General features: G+C 60.3%; 24 protein-coding genes. 16 read left to right on the top strand and 8 right to left on the bottom strand.

The genetic code is table 11. The annotated features are described in order from the left end of the window. The first annotated feature begins 11 nt into the window (after nucleotides 1-11). The 11 genes from V3W39_RS22155 to recX all read left to right on the top strand — a co-directional run bounded on the left by V3W39_RS22155 (nucleotide 12) and on the right by recX (nucleotide 7,355). Nucleotides 12-521 (top strand): phage baseplate assembly protein V, encoded by a 510-nt coding sequence (locus V3W39_RS22155; protein WP_177132906.1) that lies wholly within the window; start codon nucleotides 12-14, stop codon nucleotides 519-521. After that, on the top strand, nucleotides 521-919 hold the full coding sequence (locus tag V3W39_RS22150) for a phage GP46 family protein (protein ID WP_259196934.1): 399 nt from the start codon (nucleotides 521-523) through the stop codon (nucleotides 917-919). The genes V3W39_RS22155 and V3W39_RS22150 overlap by 1 nt, the downstream gene beginning before the upstream one ends. Then, nucleotides 909-1,949: a baseplate J/gp47 family protein gene (locus tag V3W39_RS22145; protein WP_177046820.1), complete on the top strand. Its 1,041-nt coding sequence runs from the start codon at nucleotides 909-911 to the stop codon at nucleotides 1,947-1,949. The genes V3W39_RS22150 and V3W39_RS22145 overlap by 11 nt, the downstream gene beginning before the upstream one ends. Then, nucleotides 1,937-2,536, top strand: a complete 600-nt coding sequence (locus tag V3W39_RS22140; protein ID WP_177079731.1) for a YmfQ family protein — start codon at nucleotides 1,937-1,939, stop codon at nucleotides 2,534-2,536. The genes V3W39_RS22145 and V3W39_RS22140 overlap by 13 nt, the downstream gene beginning before the upstream one ends. An 11-nt stretch (nucleotides 2,537-2,547) precedes the next feature. After that, complete coding sequence (locus V3W39_RS22135; RefSeq protein ID WP_330213344.1) at nucleotides 2,548-3,663, top strand: hypothetical protein; 1,116 nt, start codon at nucleotides 2,548-2,550, stop codon at nucleotides 3,661-3,663. Next, on the top strand, nucleotides 3,663-4,100 hold the full coding sequence (locus V3W39_RS22130; protein ID WP_330213343.1) for a phage tail assembly chaperone: 438 nt from the start codon (nucleotides 3,663-3,665) through the stop codon (nucleotides 4,098-4,100). The genes V3W39_RS22135 and V3W39_RS22130 overlap by 1 nt, the downstream gene beginning before the upstream one ends. A gap of 28 nt (nucleotides 4,101-4,128) precedes the next feature. Beyond that, nucleotides 4,129-4,686 (top strand): glycoside hydrolase family 19 protein, encoded by a 558-nt coding sequence (locus tag V3W39_RS22125; protein ID WP_330213342.1) that lies wholly within the window; start codon nucleotides 4,129-4,131, stop codon nucleotides 4,684-4,686. After that, nucleotides 4,674-5,165, top strand: a complete 492-nt coding sequence (locus V3W39_RS22120) for a lysis system i-spanin subunit Rz (RefSeq protein ID WP_330213341.1) — start codon at nucleotides 4,674-4,676, stop codon at nucleotides 5,163-5,165. The genes V3W39_RS22125 and V3W39_RS22120 overlap by 13 nt, the downstream gene beginning before the upstream one ends. Nucleotides 5,166-5,236: 71 nt before the next feature. Then, complete coding sequence (locus tag V3W39_RS22115; RefSeq protein ID WP_010170066.1) at nucleotides 5,237-5,737, top strand: CinA family protein; 501 nt, start codon at nucleotides 5,237-5,239, stop codon at nucleotides 5,735-5,737. Between the two features lie 83 nt (nucleotides 5,738-5,820). After that, nucleotides 5,821-6,879 carry a recombinase RecA gene (gene recA, locus V3W39_RS22110; RefSeq protein ID WP_003208645.1) on the top strand — a complete coding sequence of 353 codons (1,059 nt, stop codon included), beginning with the start codon at nucleotides 5,821-5,823 and terminating at the stop codon, nucleotides 6,877-6,879. Nucleotides 6,880-6,887: 8 nt separating this feature from the next. Continuing rightward, on the top strand, nucleotides 6,888-7,355 hold the full coding sequence (gene recX, locus V3W39_RS22105) for a recombination regulator RecX (RefSeq protein WP_177115592.1): 468 nt from the start codon (nucleotides 6,888-6,890) through the stop codon (nucleotides 7,353-7,355). Nucleotides 7,356-7,586: 231 nt separating this feature from the next. Here the strand turns inward: recX and V3W39_RS22100 are convergent, their stop codons facing one another. Continuing rightward, on the bottom strand, nucleotides 7,587-8,696 hold the full coding sequence (locus V3W39_RS22100) for a TIGR00730 family Rossman fold protein (protein WP_177046809.1): 1,110 nt from the start codon (nucleotides 8,694-8,696) through the stop codon (nucleotides 7,587-7,589). A gap of 375 nt (nucleotides 8,697-9,071) precedes the next feature. Continuing rightward, nucleotides 9,072-9,512 carry a PA3611 family quorum-sensing-regulated virulence factor gene (locus tag V3W39_RS22095; RefSeq protein ID WP_177046807.1) on the bottom strand — a complete coding sequence of 147 codons (441 nt, stop codon included), beginning with the start codon at nucleotides 9,510-9,512 and terminating at the stop codon, nucleotides 9,072-9,074. Nucleotides 9,513-9,718: 206 nt separating this feature from the next. Here V3W39_RS22095 and V3W39_RS22090 point away from each other — a divergent pair, with 206 nt between their 5' ends. The 3 genes from V3W39_RS22090 (at nucleotide 9,719) to V3W39_RS22080 (ending at nucleotide 11,771) form a co-directional block, all read left to right on the top strand. Continuing rightward, nucleotides 9,719-10,429, top strand: coding sequence for a tRNA-uridine aminocarboxypropyltransferase (locus tag V3W39_RS22090; protein WP_177046805.1), 711 nt, complete (start codon nucleotides 9,719-9,721; stop codon nucleotides 10,427-10,429). A 253-nt stretch (nucleotides 10,430-10,682) separates the two neighbouring features. Further along, on the top strand, nucleotides 10,683-11,333 hold the full coding sequence (erdR, locus tag V3W39_RS22085; protein ID WP_003208636.1) for a response regulator transcription factor ErdR: 651 nt from the start codon (nucleotides 10,683-10,685) through the stop codon (nucleotides 11,331-11,333). A 75-nt stretch (nucleotides 11,334-11,408) separates the two neighbouring features. After that, nucleotides 11,409-11,771 carry a diacylglycerol kinase gene (locus V3W39_RS22080; protein WP_177046803.1) on the top strand — a complete coding sequence of 121 codons (363 nt, stop codon included), beginning with the start codon at nucleotides 11,409-11,411 and terminating at the stop codon, nucleotides 11,769-11,771. On the opposite strand, the gene V3W39_RS22075 is transcribed toward V3W39_RS22080, so the two are convergent. Continuing rightward, nucleotides 11,768-12,694, bottom strand: coding sequence for a LysR family transcriptional regulator (locus V3W39_RS22075; protein ID WP_003208633.1), 927 nt, complete (start codon nucleotides 12,692-12,694; stop codon nucleotides 11,768-11,770). The two genes, V3W39_RS22080 and V3W39_RS22075, sit on opposite strands and share 4 nt — an antisense overlap. A 124-nt stretch (nucleotides 12,695-12,818) precedes the next feature. Between V3W39_RS22075 and fpr the strand changes: the two genes are divergently transcribed. Next, on the top strand, nucleotides 12,819-13,598 hold the full coding sequence (gene fpr, locus V3W39_RS22070; RefSeq protein WP_003189055.1) for a ferredoxin-NADP reductase: 780 nt from the start codon (nucleotides 12,819-12,821) through the stop codon (nucleotides 13,596-13,598). Between the two features lie 81 nt (nucleotides 13,599-13,679). Here fpr and tsaA read toward each other — a convergent pair whose 3' ends face one another. The 5 genes from tsaA to rimO form a co-directional block, all read right to left on the bottom strand. Then, a complete protein-coding gene (tsaA, locus tag V3W39_RS22065; RefSeq protein ID WP_177115594.1) occupies nucleotides 13,680-14,375 on the bottom strand; it encodes a tRNA (N6-threonylcarbamoyladenosine(37)-N6)-methyltransferase TrmO in 696 nt (231 codons plus the stop codon). A 4-nt stretch (nucleotides 14,376-14,379) separates the two neighbouring features. Further along, entirely contained in the window at nucleotides 14,380-14,841 is a 462-nt protein-coding gene (locus V3W39_RS22060) for a DUF1456 family protein (RefSeq protein WP_010170047.1), read from the bottom strand. 76 nt (nucleotides 14,842-14,917) lie between these two features. Then, nucleotides 14,918-15,628 (bottom strand): rRNA pseudouridine synthase, encoded by a 711-nt coding sequence (locus tag V3W39_RS22055; RefSeq protein WP_003208627.1) that lies wholly within the window; start codon nucleotides 15,626-15,628, stop codon nucleotides 14,918-14,920. A gap of 187 nt (nucleotides 15,629-15,815) precedes the next feature. Beyond that, on the bottom strand, nucleotides 15,816-16,286 hold the full coding sequence (locus V3W39_RS22050) for a GNAT family N-acetyltransferase (RefSeq protein WP_330213340.1): 471 nt from the start codon (nucleotides 16,284-16,286) through the stop codon (nucleotides 15,816-15,818). A 103-nt stretch (nucleotides 16,287-16,389) separates the two neighbouring features. Next, nucleotides 16,390-17,730, bottom strand: a complete 1,341-nt coding sequence (gene rimO, locus V3W39_RS22045) for a 30S ribosomal protein S12 methylthiotransferase RimO (protein ID WP_442968421.1) — start codon at nucleotides 17,728-17,730, stop codon at nucleotides 16,390-16,392. Between the two features lie 301 nt (nucleotides 17,731-18,031). Between rimO and V3W39_RS22040 the strand changes: the two genes are divergently transcribed. Then, nucleotides 18,032-19,933 (top strand): potassium transporter Kup, encoded by a 1,902-nt coding sequence (locus V3W39_RS22040; protein WP_177046797.1) that lies wholly within the window; start codon nucleotides 18,032-18,034, stop codon nucleotides 19,931-19,933. Nucleotides 19,934-20,064: the final 131 nt, after the last annotated feature.

Here is a 20,064-nt window from a genome sequence, read left to right as displayed (position 1 = left end):
AAGGAATTTCCATGAGCCTACTGACTCGCCTGCTGGCGCGCGGCACTGTCGTGCTCGCCCACTCGGCCACCAAGCTGCAATCGCTGCAAATGCGCCTGACCGCAGGCGAAGTGAACGACGACATGGAGCACTTCGAACCCTACGGTTTCACCAGCAACCCGTTGGCCGGTGCTGAAGGCATCGCCACATTTCTGGGCGGCGACCGTTCCCATGCCATCGTGTTGGTGGTGGCTGACCGGCGCTATCGGTTGCAGTCCCTGGCACCGGGTGAAGTGGCGATCTACACCGACGAAGGCGACAAGGTTCACTTCAAGCGCGGGCGGGTGATCGACATTGAAACCGCCACCCTGAACATCCGCGCCAGCAGTGCCGTGAACATTGATACGCCGACCCTGACCCAGAGCGGCAAGATCATCTCCCAGGGCGACCAGATTGCCGGCGGTATCAGCCAGATCCAGCACGTGCATGTGGGCGTACAGCCGGGCAATGGCCAGACCGGCGCGCCGGCGGGAGGCCAGTGATGTTTGTCTCCGACAACCTGAAAAATGCCCTGACCCGTTCGGTGCTGATCAGCCTGTTCACCTGGCGCCGTGCCGCGCCGGACGATGCCGTTGACGATGACGAGCGCTTCGGCTGGTGGGGCGACAGTTTTCCCAGCGTGGCCGACGACCGTATCGGCTCAAGGCTGTGGCTGCTGCGCCGGGTCAAGCTGACCCGCCAGACGCAACTGGACGCCGAATTCTATGCCCGCGAAGCCCTGCAATGGCTGATCGACGATGGGCATTGCAGCGCCATCGAAGTCCTCAGTGAACGCCTCGACGCCCAGCGCCTCAACCTGCGCATGCAGCTGACCCTGGCCGACGGCGAGCGCCTGGACATCAACCCTGATAACAGTTGGCAGGTGATCTATGCCGTTTGAAACCCCTTCGCTGCCGGTGCTGATCAAACGCACCCAAAGCGACCTGGCCAGCGATTCGCTGCGCCAGTCCGATGCCCAGGTTCTGGCGCGTACCCTGAGTGGTGCGGCGTTCGGCCTGTACGGTTATCTCGATTGGATCGCTGAGCAGATCCTGCCGGATACCGCTGATGAATCCACCCTGGAGCGCATTGCCGCGTTGCGCTTGAACCAGGCGCGCAAGGCTGCGGTGGCGGCCACTGGCAGCGTGAGTTTTACCGCCGCGGCGGGCGCGGTGCTGGATGTGGACACGGTGCTGCAAGCCAGTGATGGGCGCAGCTTCAAAGTCACTGCTGCCGGCACGACCCACGCCGGCCTCAACACCACCACGGTGCAGGCGATTGATGCCGGCACTCTGGGCAACGCTGATGCTGGGTTGAGCCTGATCGCGGTGCAGCCGCTGCAAGGCATTGGCTCGACCTTTACCGTGCTGGCGCCGGGGCTGACCGGCGGTGTGGCGCGAGAAACATTGGAGTCGCTGCGGGCGCGGGTGATTCGTTCCTACCGGGTTATTCCCCAGGGCGGTTCGGCGCAGGATTACGAGACATGGTCACTCGAAGTGCCCGGGATTACCCGAGCGTGGTGTCGCGGCAATTACCTCGGGCCGGGGACGGTGGGGGTGTTCGTGATGCGTGATGACGACCCGCAACCGATCCCGAATGCAGCGCAGTTGGCGCAGGTGCAAGCCCATATCGAACCGCTGCGGCCGGTGACGGCTGATGTGTATGTGTTGGCGCCCGTGATGAAGCCGGTGGCTTATCAGCTGCGGCTGACACCCGACACCAGCGCCGTGCGTGCGGCGGTCGAGGCGCAACTGCGGGACTTGCACAACCGTGAGGCGGGGCTGGGTGAGACCTTGTTGCTGACCCATATCGCCGAAGCCATCAGCACTGCGACCGGTGAGACCGATCACACACTGACAAGCCCGCTGGCGGACGTTACGGCAGCGACGAATCAGTTGCTGGTGTTCGGAGGTATCACATGGCTGGAGTAAGGACCGCTGGCCAGTATCAAGAACAACTGATCGCCTTGTTGCCCAGCGGTCCGGCCTGGGATCTGGAGACGGTGCCGCAGTTGGAGACGGTGCTCAAAGGCATCGCCGAAGAACTCACGCGCATCGACGCCCGGGCCTGCGACCTGCAAAACGAAATGGACCCGGTGACGGTCAGCGAACTGGTGCCCGAGTGGGAAAGGGTGATGCAACTGCCCGACCCTTGCCTGGGCTTGAGTCCGCTGTACGACGACCGTCGCCTGGCGGTGCGTCGACGCCTGTTGGCGGTGGGCAGCCAGCGCGCCGCGTACTACATCGAAATCGCCCGCAGCCAGGGCTATCCGGACGCCAGTGTCACTGAGCATCGCGCCCCGCGCATGGGCCGCTCGCGGTTTGGTGTCGCGCATTTCGGCACCTGGCAGGCGCACTTCATGTGGACCCTCAACACCGGCGGCCGCCAGCTCCTGGGCCGACGGTTTGGGGCGAGTTATTGGGGGGAGCGGTTTGGCGTCAACCCGGGGAATGCCCTGGAGTGCCTGATTCATCGCAGCGCACCTGCTCATACGCAGGTGCACATCAATTATGACTAGAGGGTAGAAGCGTGGATTATCCAAAGAGTGTGCCCAGCGTTGGGCTGGTGAATGGCAAGTTTGTGGATGAAAACCCGGTGACGGGGACGCCGGGGAGTTTGATTCCGGCGGCGTGGGGGAATGGGGTTACGCAGGAGATTTTGAATGTGCTGGCGGCGGCGGGGATTGTTCCGGATGAGGCGAAGACCGATCAGTTGGCGCAGGCGCTTAGCGTTTTGAGTGATTGGTTGAAGTTGAAGAATAAGCCGACGACGTTGGCGGGGTATGGGATTACGGATGGTATGCCTGCTGGGGCGGGAGGACTTCTTGCGGCTGCGCCAATTGTTAAGGGTAAAGTGTCTGAGATCCCCGTCTCTCAGTTTGTGAGTTTAACGGAGGCGACTACCGATAAACCTGCTGCTGTGAGTTATGGCACTGGGCTGCATATAAAGTACCCCGATAGAAAATATGGCTTTGACCTTCTTTCAGGCGTTACGGGGGAGTGGTTTGGTATGCGCAGGCTTGCTGAAGATGGCAGTGGAGCATGGCGTATGCTGTGGCATGACGGGAATTTCAATCCGGCAGCCAAAGCAGATAAAGCAACATCGCTGGCGGGATATGGAATTACTGATGCATTAGTGGTTGGGGGCACCAGCCGTCAACGACCTATCTTATCCGCGCAAGTCTTGGGAGAACTTGGCAATGGTGTTGGTGGTGCGTTGGAAATTCGTGAGGCGCAGGAAGTCAGTAATAGCCAGACCGGTTTTGACTATGCACCGCGAATCCTATTCCACTGGGCGGGGCTGATTGCCAGGTCTTTAGCTATGAACTCTGGGGGCGAACTCATGTGGGGATCACAGACAGCTTGGACTTCCGGGAATTTTGACCCTACGCGTAAAGCGAACGTGGCTACTACGCTGGCGGGTTACGGGATTACCGATGCGCTGTCAGCTTCCAGCTTTTTAAAACCAGTAGCTGGGCAATGGATTTCGTTGGGCGGTGCGATCCCGGCCGGCGGAACTTGGGCCTATTTCTGTGCCAATTACAACGGCAATGGTCAGGCACTTGGGGGCAGCAGCGGCGTGGTCGCTGGAGGCACCGCAGTGGGTAACGGAAATAGCGTCGGTTTTGCATGGAGGATTCAGTAATGGATAACGAACAACGTCCCGAGCAGTACAACATAGAGGACATCTATCTTAAAAAAGACGGTAGTTACTTAGTCACCTTGGATGGCTATCCCTACCATGTGACTGAAGCAGAAACACCGGAAGTTTATCGCGCAGTGCGTTTATTGATTGATTCGGGTGAGCGGTGCCAGGAGCACGTTGCCCCCGTCATTTCCGATGCTGAAGTCCAGGCGAATGAGCGCATGTGGCGTGATTCGGAAATTCAGCGCATCAGTTGGGTGCGCGATCGTCATCGTGATCAGTTGGACATGGGATTGAAAACGACGCTTTCTGCTGAGCAGTTCAAAGAGTTGCTCAAATACACTCAAGCATTGCGTGACTGGCCCCAGGCTGAGAGCTTCCCCTCGATAGCCAAACGGCCCGCTGGATTGCCTTGGTTGGTCGCTGTTGCTCAGTAAATGTCTGGGCGTGTGAGAGTAAAAAACGATGCTGATAACACTCCCTCAACTTATCCGAGTAATGCCTGGAGCCCGCCTTAGAGCGGGCATTTTTTTAGCTTCTTTAAATGAGGCTATTACGCTTTTCCAGATCATCACCCCAAAACGGATCGCCGCCTTCCTCGCCCAAATCGGCCACGAATCCGGCGAACTGCGTTACGTACGTGAACTGGGCAGCGATCAATACCTGAGCAAATACGACACCGGCACCCTGGCCGCCCGCCTGGGCAACTCCCCCGAAGTCGACGGCGACGGCCAGAAGTATCGTGGCCGCGGCCTGATCCAGATCACCGGACGGCGCAACTACCTGGCGTGCAGCCAGGCATTGTTCGGTGATGAGCGGCTGCTCCAGCAACCGGAGTTGCTGGAGCAGCCGCAATGGGCGTGCGAATCCGCTGCGTGGTTTTGGCAGAGCAATGGCTTGAACGAGCTGGCCGACAACGACCAGTTCACCACCATCACCCGGCGCATCAATGGCGGCCTTAATGGGCTGGATAACCGTCTGCAGTTGTGGGCGCGGGCAAAGGCGGTGCTATGGGCTTCCTGACGTCGTACCGCCTGCTTGGCTTTTTCCTGTTGTTGGCGGTTTCGGCGGCAATTGCATGGCAGGTACAGGCTTGGCGGTACGGCACGCAACTGGAGCGACTGGAGGCTATGCACGCCGAAGCGCAAAGCCAGCAACAACAGGCCGAACAGGACAAACGGCTGGCACTGGAGCAACAACTCAGTGCCAGCGACCAACAACACGCCCGGGAGCTTTCCGATGCACAACGTGATCAGGCTCACCTGCGGGATCGCCTGGCCACTGCTGATGTGCGGTTGTCAGTCCTTCTCGACACCAGCGACCCCGCCAACGGCTGCGCAATGCCAGCCACCGCCGCCCCCGGCGGCGTGGTTCATGCAGCCCCGCGAGCCCGACTTGACCCGGCGCATGCTCAACGAATTATCGCCATCACCGACGACGGCGATAACGCACTGATCGCCTTGCGCGCCTGCCAGGCATATGTCCGGGCCGTCGCGCGTTAGTCTCTTGTAACTTGCATGGTCCATGGGCTCCTGTAGGGTAGGCAAACGCCCGCGCACTCCAGGAGACGACCGTGAAGGAAATTACTCAACTCGCCGCTGAACTTGGCCGACGCTTGCAGGTTCTGAATGCCCACGTCACTACAGCCGAGTCCTGTACCGGCGGCGGTATCGCCGAGGCGATCACGCGGATTCCCGGGAGTTCGGCCTGGTTCGAGGCCGGGTACGTCACGTATTCCAATCGCCAGAAGACCCGGCAGTTGAATGTGCCGGAAGCCTTGTTCCCGAAAGTCGGGGCCGTCAGCCGCGAAGTGGTGGAAGCCATGGTTCGCGGCGCCCAGGAGAAAAGCCTGGCGCGTTTTGCAGTGGCGGTCAGCGGCGTGGCCGGACCCGATGGCGGTTCGCCGGACAAACCGGTGGGCACCGTATGGCTGGCCTTTGGGGTTGGCGATGAGGTGACCGCCGAGCTCGAACACTTCCCCGGCAACCGCGACGAGGTCCGCCGACAAACGGTAAAGGCCGCGCTAGAGGGCTTGTTGCGACGAGCTGCAGCAGAAATAGAAAATCAGGGGTAGGCGATCACGGATCTTTGTGGAACAATACTGTCTACTTATACAGGTGTTGGCCGCCAGGCCTTATTGATTACGTGAGGACTTTAATGGACGACAACAAGAAGAAAGCCTTGGCTGCGGCCCTGGGTCAGATCGAACGTCAATTCGGCAAGGGTGCCGTAATGCGTATGGGCGATCACGACCGTCAGGCGATCCCGGCTATTTCCACTGGCTCTCTGGGTCTGGACATCGCGCTCGGCATTGGTGGCCTGCCAAAAGGCCGTATCGTTGAAATCTACGGTCCTGAATCTTCCGGTAAAACCACCCTGACCCTGTCGGTGATTGCCCAGGCACAAAAAATGGGCGCCACCTGTGCGTTCGTCGATGCCGAGCACGCCCTGGATCCTGAATACGCCGGCAAGCTGGGCGTCAACGTTGACGACCTGCTGGTTTCGCAACCGGACACCGGTGAGCAAGCGCTGGAAATCACTGACATGCTGGTGCGCTCCAATGCCATCGACGTGATCGTGGTCGACTCCGTGGCAGCCCTGGTACCCAAGGCTGAAATCGAAGGCGAAATGGGCGACATGCACGTGGGCCTGCAAGCCCGCCTGATGTCCCAGGCCCTGCGTAAAATCACCGGTAACATCAAGAACGCCAACTGCCTGGTGATCTTCATCAACCAGATCCGGATGAAGATCGGCGTGATGTTCGGCAGCCCGGAAACCACCACCGGTGGTAACGCGCTGAAGTTCTACGCTTCGGTCCGTCTGGACATCCGCCGTACCGGCGCGGTGAAGGAAGGTGACGAGGTTGTGGGTAGCGAAACCCGCGTTAAAGTCGTGAAGAACAAGGTGGCTCCTCCGTTCCGTCAGGCCGAGTTCCAGATTCTCTACGGCAAGGGTATCTACCTGAACGGCGAGATGATCGACCTGGGCGTGCTGCACGGTTTCGTTGAGAAGTCCGGTGCCTGGTATGCCTACAACGGCAGCAAGATCGGCCAGGGCAAGGCCAACTCGGCCAAGTTCCTTGCGGATAACCCGGATGTTGCCGCTACGCTCGAGAAGCAGATCCGCGACAAGCTGCTGACCCCGGCACCTGACGTCAAGGCTGCCGCAAACCGCGAGCCGGTTGAAGAAGTGGAAGAAGTCGACACTGACATCTGAAGCAAACGATGAGTGTTGTCCTCGATACACCCGTCGCCGTAAGGCGCACTGCAATGGACCTGCTCGCACGGCGCGAGCACGGTCGAGTCGAGCTGACGCGTAAGCTGCGTCAGCGCGGCGCAGATCCCGAGATGATCGACGCAGCCCTTGACCGTTTGACGGAAGAAGGACTGCTGTCGGAATCCCGTTACCTCGAAAGTTTTGTCTCCTACCGAGCCCGATCCGGCTATGGCCCTGCGCGAATTCGTGAAGAGCTGAGCCAGCGCGGCCTGCAACGTGCTGATATCGAACTCGCTTTGCGTGAGTCGGGCATCAACTGGCAGGCGCAATTGGAAGATACCTGGCGGCGCAAGTTTGCCGGTCATCTGCCGATTGATGCGCGGGAGCGGGCGAAGCAAGGTCGCTTCCTGAGTTATCGCGGTTTTTCGATGGAGATGATCAGCCGCTTGTTGAGCGGTAAGGATCTGGATGACTAAGCCAACTGAGCGCTTGGTCCAGGCATATAGAGATCATATGTGGGAGCTGTCGAGCCTTGGCGAGGCTGCGATGGGATCGCCTCGGTGTACCTGAGAGCCCGCAGCGCCTGCATCGCAGCCTCGCCAAGGCTCGACAGCTCCCACACTAAATGTGTGTGGCTTGTTCAGGCACAGTTAAAACAAAAAGGCCCGCTAAGAAAATAGCGGGCCTTTTTGCGTTTCAGGGGCAGATCACGCCGTCTCCGTCACCCGCTGCTGCGTTTTTCCCTGGGCCTGGGCCCAGTTCTCCGGCAAGTTGATGTAATCCACCAACTCACGCAACCGTCCCTGATCGCGCCCGTTGAAGTTGAACACCAGCCGCGTCAGATGGCTGAAGCTTGGTTCATCATGCTCTTCACCGGTGTAGGCGATTTGTTGGAAGTCGCCACTCAGTCGCAGGCTGGCAAACGCTTCTTGCAGGTGAGCCAGTGCACGGTCACTCAACGGATGATGCATGCGAATCACAAACTGGCGCTTGAGCCAGCGAGTGGAGTGGAAGTTGGCATAGAACTGATTGATCTCTTCCACCGCCTCTTCAGCGCTGTACACCAGGCGTACCAGCTTGAGGTCGGTGGGCAGGATGTAGCGATTGGCCTCTAGCTGGCTGCGGATAAAGTCCAGGGCGCCTTGCCAGAAGCTGCCGCCGGGTGCATCCAGCAGCACCACCGGAACCAGCGGGCTTTTGCCGGTCTGGATCAGGGTCAACACTTCCAGCGCTTCATCCAGGGTGCCAAAACCGCCCGGACACAAGATCAAGGCGTCGGCTTCCTTGACGAAGAACAGCTTGCGGGTAAAGAAGAAGTGGAAGGACAGCAGGTTCTCGGTGCCATCGATGGTCGGGTTGGCATGCTGTTCAAAGGGCAGGGTGATGTTGAACCCCAGGCTGTGTTGCAGGCCGGCACCTTCGTGGGCCGCCGCCATGATGCCGCCGCCACCGCCGGTGATCACCATCAGGTCCGAGCGGGCCAGCACCGCGCCCACTTCCCTAGCCAATGCGTACAGCGGGCTTTCCACCGGCGTGCGCGCCGAGCCGAACACCGTGACTTTGCGTCGCCCCTTGAACTGTTCGAGCACGCGGAAGGCGTGGTCCAGTTCGCGGATTGCTTGCAGGGTGATCTTGGCGTTCCAGCGGCTGCGGTCGTCCTGGGCCATGCGCAATACGGTGAAGATCATGTCGCGATAAAGGGGAATATTCGGGCTGTTGGGCGCAATCAGGTGGAGTTGCGCGTCGACCTGCTGCGTGAGGTCGGTGCCGTTTTCTTGAAATTGGCGGATCAGGAGTTCATTCGGTTCGTAAGGCATTCAACTTCTCCTTCTTCACAGAACCCTGGGTGCCGGCGAGAAATTCGTCGGGACCACGACACTGCATGTGTCGTTGCCTCTGATTAACGAGGTGGGCGAAACCGGTTCTGTATGTTCCTTATGTTTAAAAACCTTTGCACTGCACGCACAGGAGAGCAACCCTCTTTTGCCCTGAAAATGTTACAAAACGGTGTGAAAACCCGCTGTTTCAGGCTTTCGGGATGAATTGATCATGAGCCTATAAAGTCTTGGCTGGCAACCGCTTATTGATCACTTGTGAGGGAGTTTAGACGCTGCCGCGAGCGGGCAAGGGCGGATGGTTCAGAGGGGCATTTTGCGCGCCGCTGGTCAGCGGCGCGCGAAAGGAGGCATCGCTTACTTTTTCTTCTTCGCCGCAGCCGGAGCCGGGCAATCCGCTTCCTGGAATTTCACTGAGGCCACCGGGCGGTTGGTTTTGTTCTCGGTAATCTCGTAACGCATGATCGCGCCCTTGGCCATCAGCTCGCGATAGCCCTTGTTCAGGCACACGCTTTGCCCCAGCTGGAAATACACAGCCTTGGGATTGGCGCGCATTTGCTCGGCGCGATCAGGCTGTACGCTGAGATGATCGATCAGTTGCAAACCTTCGACGGTGTAGGCCACTTCCAGGGTCTTGTCGTCGATTTCCCGGGGCAGGTCCTTGTTGCTTTCCTCTGCGACGCTTTGCAGCTTCCTGTTCAGTTGAGCCTCCAGCAGCGAGGCCGCTTGGGCGCCCAGAGGCAAGACCAGCGCCAGGGCGACGGACGGAACTACAACACGCGACATAAGACGCAGCATGAAACTCTCCTGATTCGGTTACTGGTGCATAGACCAGCCACTGCGCTGAGCGTTCAGTGGCGCGGGATTATAGGTGAGCGCTTGCCACTACGGCCAGCGTATTACCGGGAAGTGCAGGTGGGCGCAGGCGCCTCTGGTAAACTGCGGCAACTTTTGCCTTGCCGAGTTCTATTCGTGTCGATTTCCACTTTCCTGCGGCGCACCCGATGAGCCATGCCGTCTCCCGTTTGCGCACCCAGCGCCTGGCCCGCGCCGTAAAGCCTTTTGTGGCACGGGGTTCACGCGCCGAGCGCTGCCCAGGTTGTCGGGTAATTCCCGAGTATTGCCTGTGCGCCTGGCGGCCCAAGGTCCAGGCCAAATCCGCCATGTGCCTGCTGATGCATGACGTAGAACCGATGAAGCCCAGCAACACCGGCTGGCTGATTGCCGATGTGATCAACGACACCACCGCGTTCCCCTGGTCACGAACTGAGGTTGAACCGGAGTTGCTGACCTTGCTGGCCGACCCGCAATGGCAGCCTTACATCGTGTTTCCCGGCGAATTCGTCGCGCCGGAGCGGGTGGTCAATCAGGTCCGGCTGGAGGAGGGCAAGCGCCCGCTGTTCATTCTGCTGGACGGTACCTGGAGTGAAGCACGCAAGATGTTCCGCAAAAGCCCGTACCTGGAGCATTTGCCGGTGCTGAGCCTGGCCCCCGAGCAGCTGTCGCGCTACAAGCTGCGCCGCTCCAAGCGTGATGATCACTTCTGCACCGCCGAAGTCGCGGCCCTGTGCCTGGAGCTCGCTGACGATCAGGCGGCCAGCGAAGTGCTCGACGCCTATCTGGACGTGTTCAGCACCCATTACCTGGCCGCTAAATTTCAGTTGGCGCTGGACCCGGCCGACATCGTCCATACTCGCCTTGCACCTTATCTATAGGGGTCATGGCCAGCCGACCTTTGCATGATGGCCGCGCAAACCTGCAGCCCGCTAAAATGGCCGCGGGCGTAGCGCTTGACCACCCAGGCTACGCTGGGCATGCTTGGCGCCGATTGGGGCGCTGTCACAGATTGGATACGTCGTGTTTTGACGTTGAGCGCGCCCTTTGGTGACTGCTGGCCTGGCAGCCACCTTGCGCGTTGGCGAGCACTGAACCCATCAGTGCCCCCTAAAAAACAGGATCATTTAATAAATGGCCACATACGAAATCCTGATTGCCGATGACCACCCGCTGTTTCGCAGCGCGCTGCACCAGGCGGTCACGCTGGGCCTGGGGCCGGATGTACGCCTCGTCGAAGTCGCCAGCATTGCCGAGCTGGAAACCCGCCTCACCGAAAAATCCGACTGGGATCTGGTCCTGCTGGACCTGAACATGCCCGGTGCCTACGGTTTTTCCGGGCTGGTGCTGCTGCGCGGGCAATACCCGCAGATTCCGGTGGTGATGGTCTCGGCCCAGGAAGAAGCGTCGGTGGTGGTGCGCTCCAAGGAGTTCGGTGCCAGCGGTTTCATTCCCAAGTCCAGCTCCATGGAAGATATCCAGAAAGCCGTGCGTACGGTGCTGGACGGCGACGTCTCCTGGCCGCCGCAAGCCTTTGAAGAGATCAATGTCTCCGACGAAGCCAAGGCCGCCCGTGATGGCCTGGCCAGCCTGACGCCCCAGCAGTTCCGGGTGTTGACCATGGTCTGCGAAGGGCTGCTGAACAAGCAGATTGCCTATGAGCTGAGCGTGTCGGAAGCGACCATCAAGGCCCATGTCACGGCGATCTTCCGCAAGCTGGGTGTACGAACGCGAACCCAGGCAGCGCTGCTCTTGCAACAACTTGAGTCAATTTCGCAGCATTAAGACGCTGTTCATTCACGTTTTTTTGACTTTGCTTGCTCTAGTTTCCCCACATCTTTTTGCTCAGTTGCCTACTCTATGTCGCCTTTCAAAGGTCAAACCGGTATCAAACGTATCTTCAACGCGGGGGGATATTCCCTGGATGGCCTGCGTGCGGCTTTCACCGGCGAGGCGGCGTTTCGTCAGTTGGTGTTGCTCAACGTCATCCTGATCCCGCTGAGTTTCTTCCTCAACGTCAGCCGGGTGGAACGCGCGTTGCTGATTGCCGTGTGCCTGCTGGCGTTGATCGTCGAGTTGCTCAACTCGGCCGTCGAAGCGGCGATCGACCGGATTTCCCTGGACCTGCACCCCTTGTCGAAAAACGCCAAGGACATGGGCAGCGCGGCCCAGTTTGTCGCGCTGACCATCATTACCCTGGTGTGGGCCGTCATCCTGATCTAGGCGATTGTCGGCAGCACGATCTCGTCGCTGCGTTGCACACCGGCGGTAAAGGAACGGCACAGTTCCAGAAATTCGCGCATGGCCGAGGTCTGGTACTTCTGCTTGTGCCAGATGAAGTAGAACTGCCGGGCCAGGTCCAGGTCCGGGGTTTCCACCGGCACCAGGCTGCCGCGCCGGAAGGCGTCGCGCAGCGCCAGCCGGGAAATGCAGCCAATCCCCAATCCGGATTCCACAGCCCGCTTGATCGCCTCGGTGTGTTCCAGCTCCAGGCGGATATTCAGCGCGCTGCGGTGATGCCGCATGGCCTGGTCAAAGGTCAGGCGCGTACCGGAGCCTTGTTCCCGCAGGATCCACGCCTCATGGGTCAGCTCTTCCATGGTGGCCTGGCCGCGCTTGGCCAGGTGATGCTGGGGCGCGCAGAACACCACCAGTTCATCCTCCACCCAGGTTTGTACCTCGATGTCCGGGTGGCTGCAGTCGCCTTCGATTAGACCCAGATCAATTTCGTAGTGCGCCACCTGATGCACGATATGCGCAGTGTTCTGCACATGCAGCTTCACCTGGCTCTCGGGATGCTGCTGCATGAAGCTGCCGATCAGCAGCGTGGCCAGGTAGTTGCCGATGGTCAGCGTGGCGCCCACCGCCAGGGAGCCGAAGCCCGACTTGCCGTTGAGCAGGTCCTCGATCTCCTTGGCCTGGTCCAGCAGCGCCACGGCCTGGGGCAATAGCTGATGACCGAGGGCGTTGAGGCTCAGGCGTTTACCGGCGCGGTCGAATAATTGGCAGCTGGATTGACGCTCCAGCTCGGTGATCGAGGTGCTGGCGGCGGATTGAGATAAGGCCAGAAGGCCAGCAGCGCGCGAGACGCTTTCCTGCTGGGCGACGGCGACGAAGACTTGCAGTTGACGTAGAGTAAATCGCATATCGATATAACCGATAACCCTTATCTTAATAATCCAGTTAACAGATATTGTCGCCGCCATTAGAATGCTGTGCAATTGCGCATCCAACAGTTGGCGCAGACCCATTTCCAGGAGTCCCCCGTACATGAGCAACATGAACCACGAGCGTGTCCTCAGTGTTCATCACTGGAACGACACTCTGTTCAGCTTCAAGTGCACCCGCGATCCGGGCCTGCGCTTCGAGAACGGTCAGTTCGTGATGATCGGCCTGCAACAGCCCAACGGCCGCCCGCTCATGCGCGCTTACTCCATTGCCAGCCCGAACTGGGAAGAGCATCTGGAGTTCTTCAGCATCAAGGTGCCGGATGGCCCGCTGACTTCCCAGTTGCAGCACTTGAAGGAAGGCGACGAGATCATCATCAGCAAAAAGCCGACGGGCACCCTGGTGCTTGACGATTTGAAGCCTGGCAAGCATTTGTACCTGCTCAGCACCGGCACCGGCCTCGCGCCCTTCATGAGCGTGATCCAGGACCCTGAAACCTACGAGCGTTTCGAAAAAGTGATCCTGTGCCACGGCGTGCGTTACGTCAACGAAGTCGCTTACCGCGAATTCATCACCGAGCACCTGCCGCAGAACGAGTTCTTCGGCGAGGCCCTGCGTGACAAGTTGATCTACTACCCAACCGTCACCCGCGAGCCGTTCGAAAACGAAGGCCGCCTGACCGACCTGATGCGCAGCGGCAAGCTGTTCAGCGACATCGGCCTGCCGCCGATCAATCCTGAAGACGACCGCGCCATGCTGTGCGGCAGCCCAAGCATGCTGGACGAGACCAGCGAAGTGCTGAACAGCTTCGGCCTGAAGGTTTCCCCGCGGATGCGTGAGCCGGGTGACTACTTGATCGAGCGTGCGTTCGTCGAGAAATAAGCGAACCGATTTGCTTTTGTGGTGTGAATAAAAAGCCCGCGTTGCCTTCACAGGCAATGCGGGCTTTTTCATTTCCGGGGTTTACTTGGCGGCAATCACTTCCAGCACACAAATCATCCCCGCCTCGGGATAGTGCCACCGCACATCCACATCCCAGAACTGCGCCCCGTATTCCCGCTCCGGCCCCGGCGTCTGGTATGCCGGCCGTGGGTCCTGCGCCAGGCACTGCTCGATCAATGCCACCAATGGCTCGCCAAGGCGCTCAGCGTGTCCTTGCGCCTGTTGCAGAGCAGTCTTCAGCCACTGCACGGGAATCAGCTGCGGCGCGGCGCTGGCGATGCTGTTGCTCGCGGTGTCAACGATGTCTGCGTACGGCACATAGGGCTTGATGTCGAGAATCGGCGTGCCGTCCAGCAGGTCGATGCCGGATATCCACAAGCGGCCGTCCTCCACCTTGTCCAGCTTGACCACCGACTGCCCGATACCGTTGGGCCGGTGTGTCGCGCGGGTGGCAAACACGCCCATGGACTTGTTGCCGCCCAACCGCGGCGGGCGCACTTTCAGCCTTGGCTTGTCTTCAAGCGCCTGGTGGAACAGGAACAGCAACCACACATGGCTGACCTGTTCCAAACCCTGCACCGCCTCACCCTGGTCGAACGGCGCCACCAGCTCCAGCACGCCCCGGGCGGCAGGCGCCAGTTGGGGCTGGCGCGGGATGGCGAATTTCTCCTTGAAACAGGAGCGGACAAAGCCGATGGGCGAGACGCTGTAGTTCACGGGCTTAGGCGCGAACGCGCAGGGTCAGGCCCTTGAGGAAGTTGCGCAGCAGCTGGTCACCGCAGGTGCGGTAGTTGGTGTGGCCGAACTTGCGGAACAGCGCGCTCAGCTCAGGCTTGGACACCGGGAACTCGGAGGCCTTGAGGATCGCGTGCATGTCGTCTTCCTTCAGTTCGAAGGCCACCCGCAGTTTCTTCAGGACGATGTTGTTGGTCACCGGCAGTTCGATCGGCTGCGGCGGACGGCTTTCGTCCTTGCCGCGCTTGAAGATCACCAGGCCGTCGAGGAAATGCGCCATGACTTCGTCCGGGCAGAACACGAAGCCTTCTTCCTCGTCTTTCTTGAGGTAGGTCAGCAGGTCGTCCTTGGTGACTTCCATGCCGCCGAGCTTGGTGATCTCGACCATCTTGTTGTCGCTGATGTCGAGCATGTAGCGCACGCTGCGCAGTACGTCGTTGTGAATCATGTGGGCAATCCTGGTCATTCAACTGTGGACACCGCCCAGGCAGGCGGTATCGAGAGATTCGGCGGCGAAAAAAGTCTTAGAACTTTTCTTTGCCGGACAGATAGCGCCATTGGCCCACCGGCACTTTGCCGATGGACACTCCGCCGATGCGGATGCGTCGAATGGCGACGACTTTCAGGCCGACGGCTTCGCAGAACAAGGCAATCACACCCGGTTGCGGGTTTTTCAGCGCAAAGCGCAGGCGGTTCTCGTTCTGCCAACTGGCTTTCACCGCCGGCAATTCCTTGCCTTTGTAGGTCAGGCCGTGGTTGAGGCGGTTCAGGCCGTGGGCGACCATGTCGCCGGACACCTCCACCACGTATTCCTGTTCGATCTTGTTCGCGTCAGCGGTCAGCTTGCGCAAGATCTTCCAGTCCTGGGTGAACACCAGCAGGCCGCTGGCCTTGGCTTGCAGGTCGCTGCTGGCGGTCAGGCGCAGGAAGTGGCCTTTGAGCGGGCGCTTGCTGAAGCGGTGTTCTTCCGACAGGGTCTCGGCGTTGATCGACGCCATGGCCGTCTCGGCGTCCACGCCGGCGGGGGCGTGGAACAGGATGGTCACTGGCTCCGGCGCGGTGGCCTTGGCTTCAGGGTCGAGCTCGACCTTCTGGGTGGTGACCTTGAACTGCGGCTCGTCGATCACTTCGCCGTCCACCGTGACCCAGCCGCCTTCGATGAACAGCTCAGCCTCCCGACGGGAGCAACCGACCAGTTCGATGAGGCGTTTGGAGAGGCGTAGGGGTTCAGTCATGACAAGGGCCGAAACAAAAGGGGGCGGCTATTGTACCTGTGTGGCGCCGGTTAATCCCGGCTCCATTTTGGCGCTGTGGCTTTTTGTGGGAGCTGGCTTGCCTGCGATGGCATCGCCTCGGTGTATCTGGCATACCGGGGGAGCCGCATCGCAGGCAAGCCAGCTCCCACATTTGATCCTTGTTGTGTCAGCCGCTGCGAGCTTGTTGTACCTGTTTAAGGCGCATGTGCAGCAACGGATAAGGCTGGCCCATGCCGTCGTGCTCCGTGCGTCCGATCACCTCGAAGCCCTGCTTGAAGTAGAAGCCCAAGGCCTGCGGGTTCTGCTCATTGACGTCCAACTGGTCGGCGTTCATGCACTCGATGGCATAGCGCAGCAACTGCCGGCCCAGGCCCTGGCCACGGTGTGCGGGGTCGATGAACAGCATCTCGACCTTGCCCGCCGCCACTCCGGCAAACCCGGTGATGCGCTGGCGTGAGTCCTTGGTGCAGATCAGCATCACCGCGTCGAGGTAGCGGGTCAGCACCAGGGTTTTCAGCAACTCGATGTAACTGTCCGGCAGGAAGTCATGGGTGGCCCGCACCGATGCCTCCCAGATCCGGGTCAGTTCCTGATAGTCGCAGGATTTGGGTGTGTGGATAACCGAATGCTGACGCATGCCCGCTGCCCCTTGCCGATAATTGGCGCCGATGGGCAAAACGATAGACCTAAAAAAGCCCCGCATCTTGTCCAGAGGCAGGGCTTTTTCAATTCTTTACATCTTATGCACGCTTTTCAGCCCACAGGTCGTACTCGTCGGCGTCGGTCACGGTGCACCAGACCTTGTCGCCCGGCTTCAAGCCGCTGGCATCGTCGATGAACACGTTACCGTCGATTTCCGGCGCATCGAAGAAGCAACGGCCAACAGCGCCTTGCTCGTCGACTTCGTCGATCAGTACTTCGATCTCGCGGCCGACGCGCAGTTGCAGGCGCGCCGAGCTGATGGCCTGTTGGTGGGCCATGAAGCGCTCCCAACGGTCCTGCTTGACGTCGTCCGCAACGATGGCCGCGTCCAGCAGGTTGGCCGGAGCACCTTCCACCGGCGAGTACTGGAAGCAGCCGACGCGGTCCAGTTGGGCCTCGGTCAGCCAGTCCAGCAGGTACTGGAAATCTTCTTCGGTTTCGCCGGGGAAGCCGACGATGAAGGTGGAACGGATGATCAGGTCCGGGCAGATCTCGCGCCAGTTCTTGATGCGCGCCAGGGTTTTGTCTTCGAAAGCCGGGCGTTTCATGGCCTTGAGGATTTTCGGGCTGGCGTGCTGGAACGGGATGTCCAGGTACGGCAGGATCTTGCCGGCGGCCATCAGCGGGATCAACTCGTCAACGTGCGGGTACGGGTAGACGTAGTGCAGGCGCACCCAGACGCCGAGGCTGCTCAGGGCTTCGCAGAGTTCGGTCATGCGGGTTTTCACCGGCGCGCCGTTCCAGAAACCGGTGCGGTATTTCACGTCGACGCCGTAGGCGCTGGTGTCCTGGGAGATCACCAGCAGCTCTTTCACGCCGGATTTGACCAGGCGCTGGGCCTCGTCAAGGACGTCGCCCACCGGGCGGCTCACCAGCTTGCCGCGCATCGAGGGGATGATGCAGAAGCTGCAGCTGTGGTTGCAGCCTTCTGAAATCTTCAGGTAGGCGTAGTGGCGCGGCGTCAGCTTGATGCCTTGTGGCGGCACCAGGTCGATCAGCGGGTTGTGGTCCTGGCGCGGCGGCACCACATCGTGCACGGCGTTGACCACTTGCTCGTACTGCTGCGGGCCGGTCACGGCCAGCACGCTCGGGTGCACGTTGCGGATAGCGCCTTCTTCCACGCCCATGCAGCCGGTGACGATCACCTTGCCGTTTTCCTTGATGGCTTCGCCGATCACTTCCAGGGACTCGACCTTGGCCGAGTCGATGAAGCCGCAGGTGTTGACCACCACCACGTCCGCGTCCTGGTAGGTGGACACGACGTCATAACCTTCCATGCGCAGTTGCGTAAGGATGCGTTCGGAGTCGACCAGAGCCTTTGGGCAACCCAGGGATACAAAGCCGACCTTGGGGTTGGCTTTTGCGATGGTGGTGGACATGTCTAACCTCGGTATTGAATGACGCCGCCAGTCGTGCACGAAAGGCTGCGGATGGGCACTTGGTGTGCCTCTGATCAAAAAGTGCGCAATTCTAGCGACGGGAATCGCTCTTGACCAGCTTTATGCAGGGAAATACGACGAGTGCTGCGCTATGCTTCGCGCCGTTGCACCTGAGTGAATTTCCTCGGTCAATAAATCGTCTGTAACGAGAAGTAAAGCAGCGCATGCTGTGCACAGCATAGGCGCCCGCAGCAGGCGCGCTGTTTATAAAAGACCGCAGGTCAAAGGGCAGGAGTGGTTGATGGGTCAGGCAAGTAGTCAGGCGGCAGGTGCCGAGCAGTCCAACGCAAAGCCGATCGGCATGCTGGTGGCGGCAGTGGGGGTGGTTTACGGCGATATCGGCACCAGCCCGCTCTACACCCTTAAAGAGGTGTTTACCGGCGGCTATGGGGTTCAGGTCAACCATGACGGCGTGCTGGGGATCCTGGCGCTGATCTTCTGGTCGCTGATCTGGGTGGTATCGATCAAATACATGCTGTTCGTGCTGCGCGCCGATAACCAGGGCGAAGGCGGCATCATGGCCTTGACCGCGTTGGCGCGACGAGCGGCGGGCGAGCGCAAGCGATTGCGCAGTTTCCTGGTGGTCTGTGGCCTGTGCGGCGCGGCGCTGTTCTACGGCGACAGCATGATCACCCCGGCGATTTCCGTGTTATCGGCGGTGGAAGGCCTGGAACTGGCGTTCGATGGCCTGGAAAAGTGGGTCGTGCCGATTGCTCTGGTCGTGCTGGTGGCCCTGTTCCTGATCCAGAAACACGGCACCGATCGCATCGGCAAGTTATTCGGGCCGGTGATGGTGACCTGGTTCCTGGTGCTGGGTGGCCTCGGCGCCTACGGCATCACCCAGCATCCGGAAGTACTCAACGCCATGAACCCGATGTGGGGCGTGCGTTTCTTCGAGGCTCACCCGGGCATTGGCGTGGCCATCCTTGGCGCGGTGGTGCTGGCGTTGACCGGTGCCGAGGCGCTGTACGCCGACATGGGCCACTTCGGCCGCAAACCCATCGCCCGCGCCTGGTTCATTCTGGTGTTGCCGGCGCTGGTGCTCAATTATTTCGGCCAGGGTGCCCTGCTGCTTGGCGATCCTGAAGCCGCGCGCAACCCGTTCTACCTGCTGGCGCCGAGTTGGGCGCTGATCCCGCTGGTGGTGTTGTCCACGCTGGCCACGGTGATCGCGTCCCAGGCGGTCATCTCCGGCGCGTTTTCCCTGACCCGCCAGGCTATCCAGCTGGGTTACATCCCGCGCATGCATATCCAGCACACCTCCAGTGCCGAACAGGGCCAGATCTACATCGGCGCGGTGAACTGGTCGCTGATGGTCGGCGTGATCCTGCTGGTGCTGGGTTTCGAGTCCTCCAACGCACTGGCATCGGCCTATGGCGTAGCGGTGACCGGCACCATGTTGATGACCACTATCCTGGTGTCGGCAGTGATGCTGCTGCTGTGGAAATGGCCACCGATCTTTGCAGTACCGGTCCTGGTCTGCTGCCTGTTGGTGGACGGGCTGTACTTCGCGGCCAACGTGCCGAAGATCGTCCAGGGCGGCGCCTTCCCGGTACTTGCGGGCATTGTGCTGTTTGTCCTGATGACGACATGGAAGCGTGGCAAGCAACTGTTGGTGGACCGCCTCGACGAGGGCGGCCTGCCGTTGCCGATCTTTATCAGCAGTATCCGCGTGCAGCCGCCCCATCGCGTGCAGGGCACCGCAGTGTTCCTCACCGCGCGGCCCGACGCCGTGCCCCATGCACTGCTGCACAACCTGCTGCATAACCAGGTACTGCACGAGCAAGTGGTGCTGTTGACCGTGGTCTACGAGGACATTCCGCGGGTGCCTGTCGCCCGCCGCTTCGAGGTGGATGCCTACGGCGAAGGCTTCTTCCGGGTGATCCTGCATTTCGGCTTTACCGACGAGCCGGACGTGCCCGAGGCGCTGAAGCTGTGCCATCTGGATGACCTGGACTTCAGCCCGATGCGCACCACCTACTTCCTCAGCCGTGAAACCGTGATCGCTTCCCGCATCAAAGGCATGGCGCGCTGGCGCGAGGGCTTGTTCGCCTTCATGCTCAAGAATGCCAACGGCAACCTGCGCTTCTTCAAGCTGCCGGTTAACCGGGTAATCGAGCTGGGTACCCAGGTAGAAATGTAAGCCCTGGCAGCGTCCCCCCGTAGCCGCTGTCGAGCCTTGGCGAGGCTGCGAGGGGCGCGACCCGGTCCAGAGGTCTGACCGTGAAGCGGTGGTGCTGCCGACGCAGCCTCGCCGGGGCTCGACAGCTGCTA

This window comes from Pseudomonas sp. Z18(2022) (genome assembly GCF_036346535.1).
Lineage (GTDB): Bacteria > Pseudomonadota > Gammaproteobacteria > Pseudomonadales > Pseudomonadaceae > Aquipseudomonas > Aquipseudomonas yamanorum_A.
This window is presented reverse-complemented; position numbering and strand designations above follow the sequence as displayed.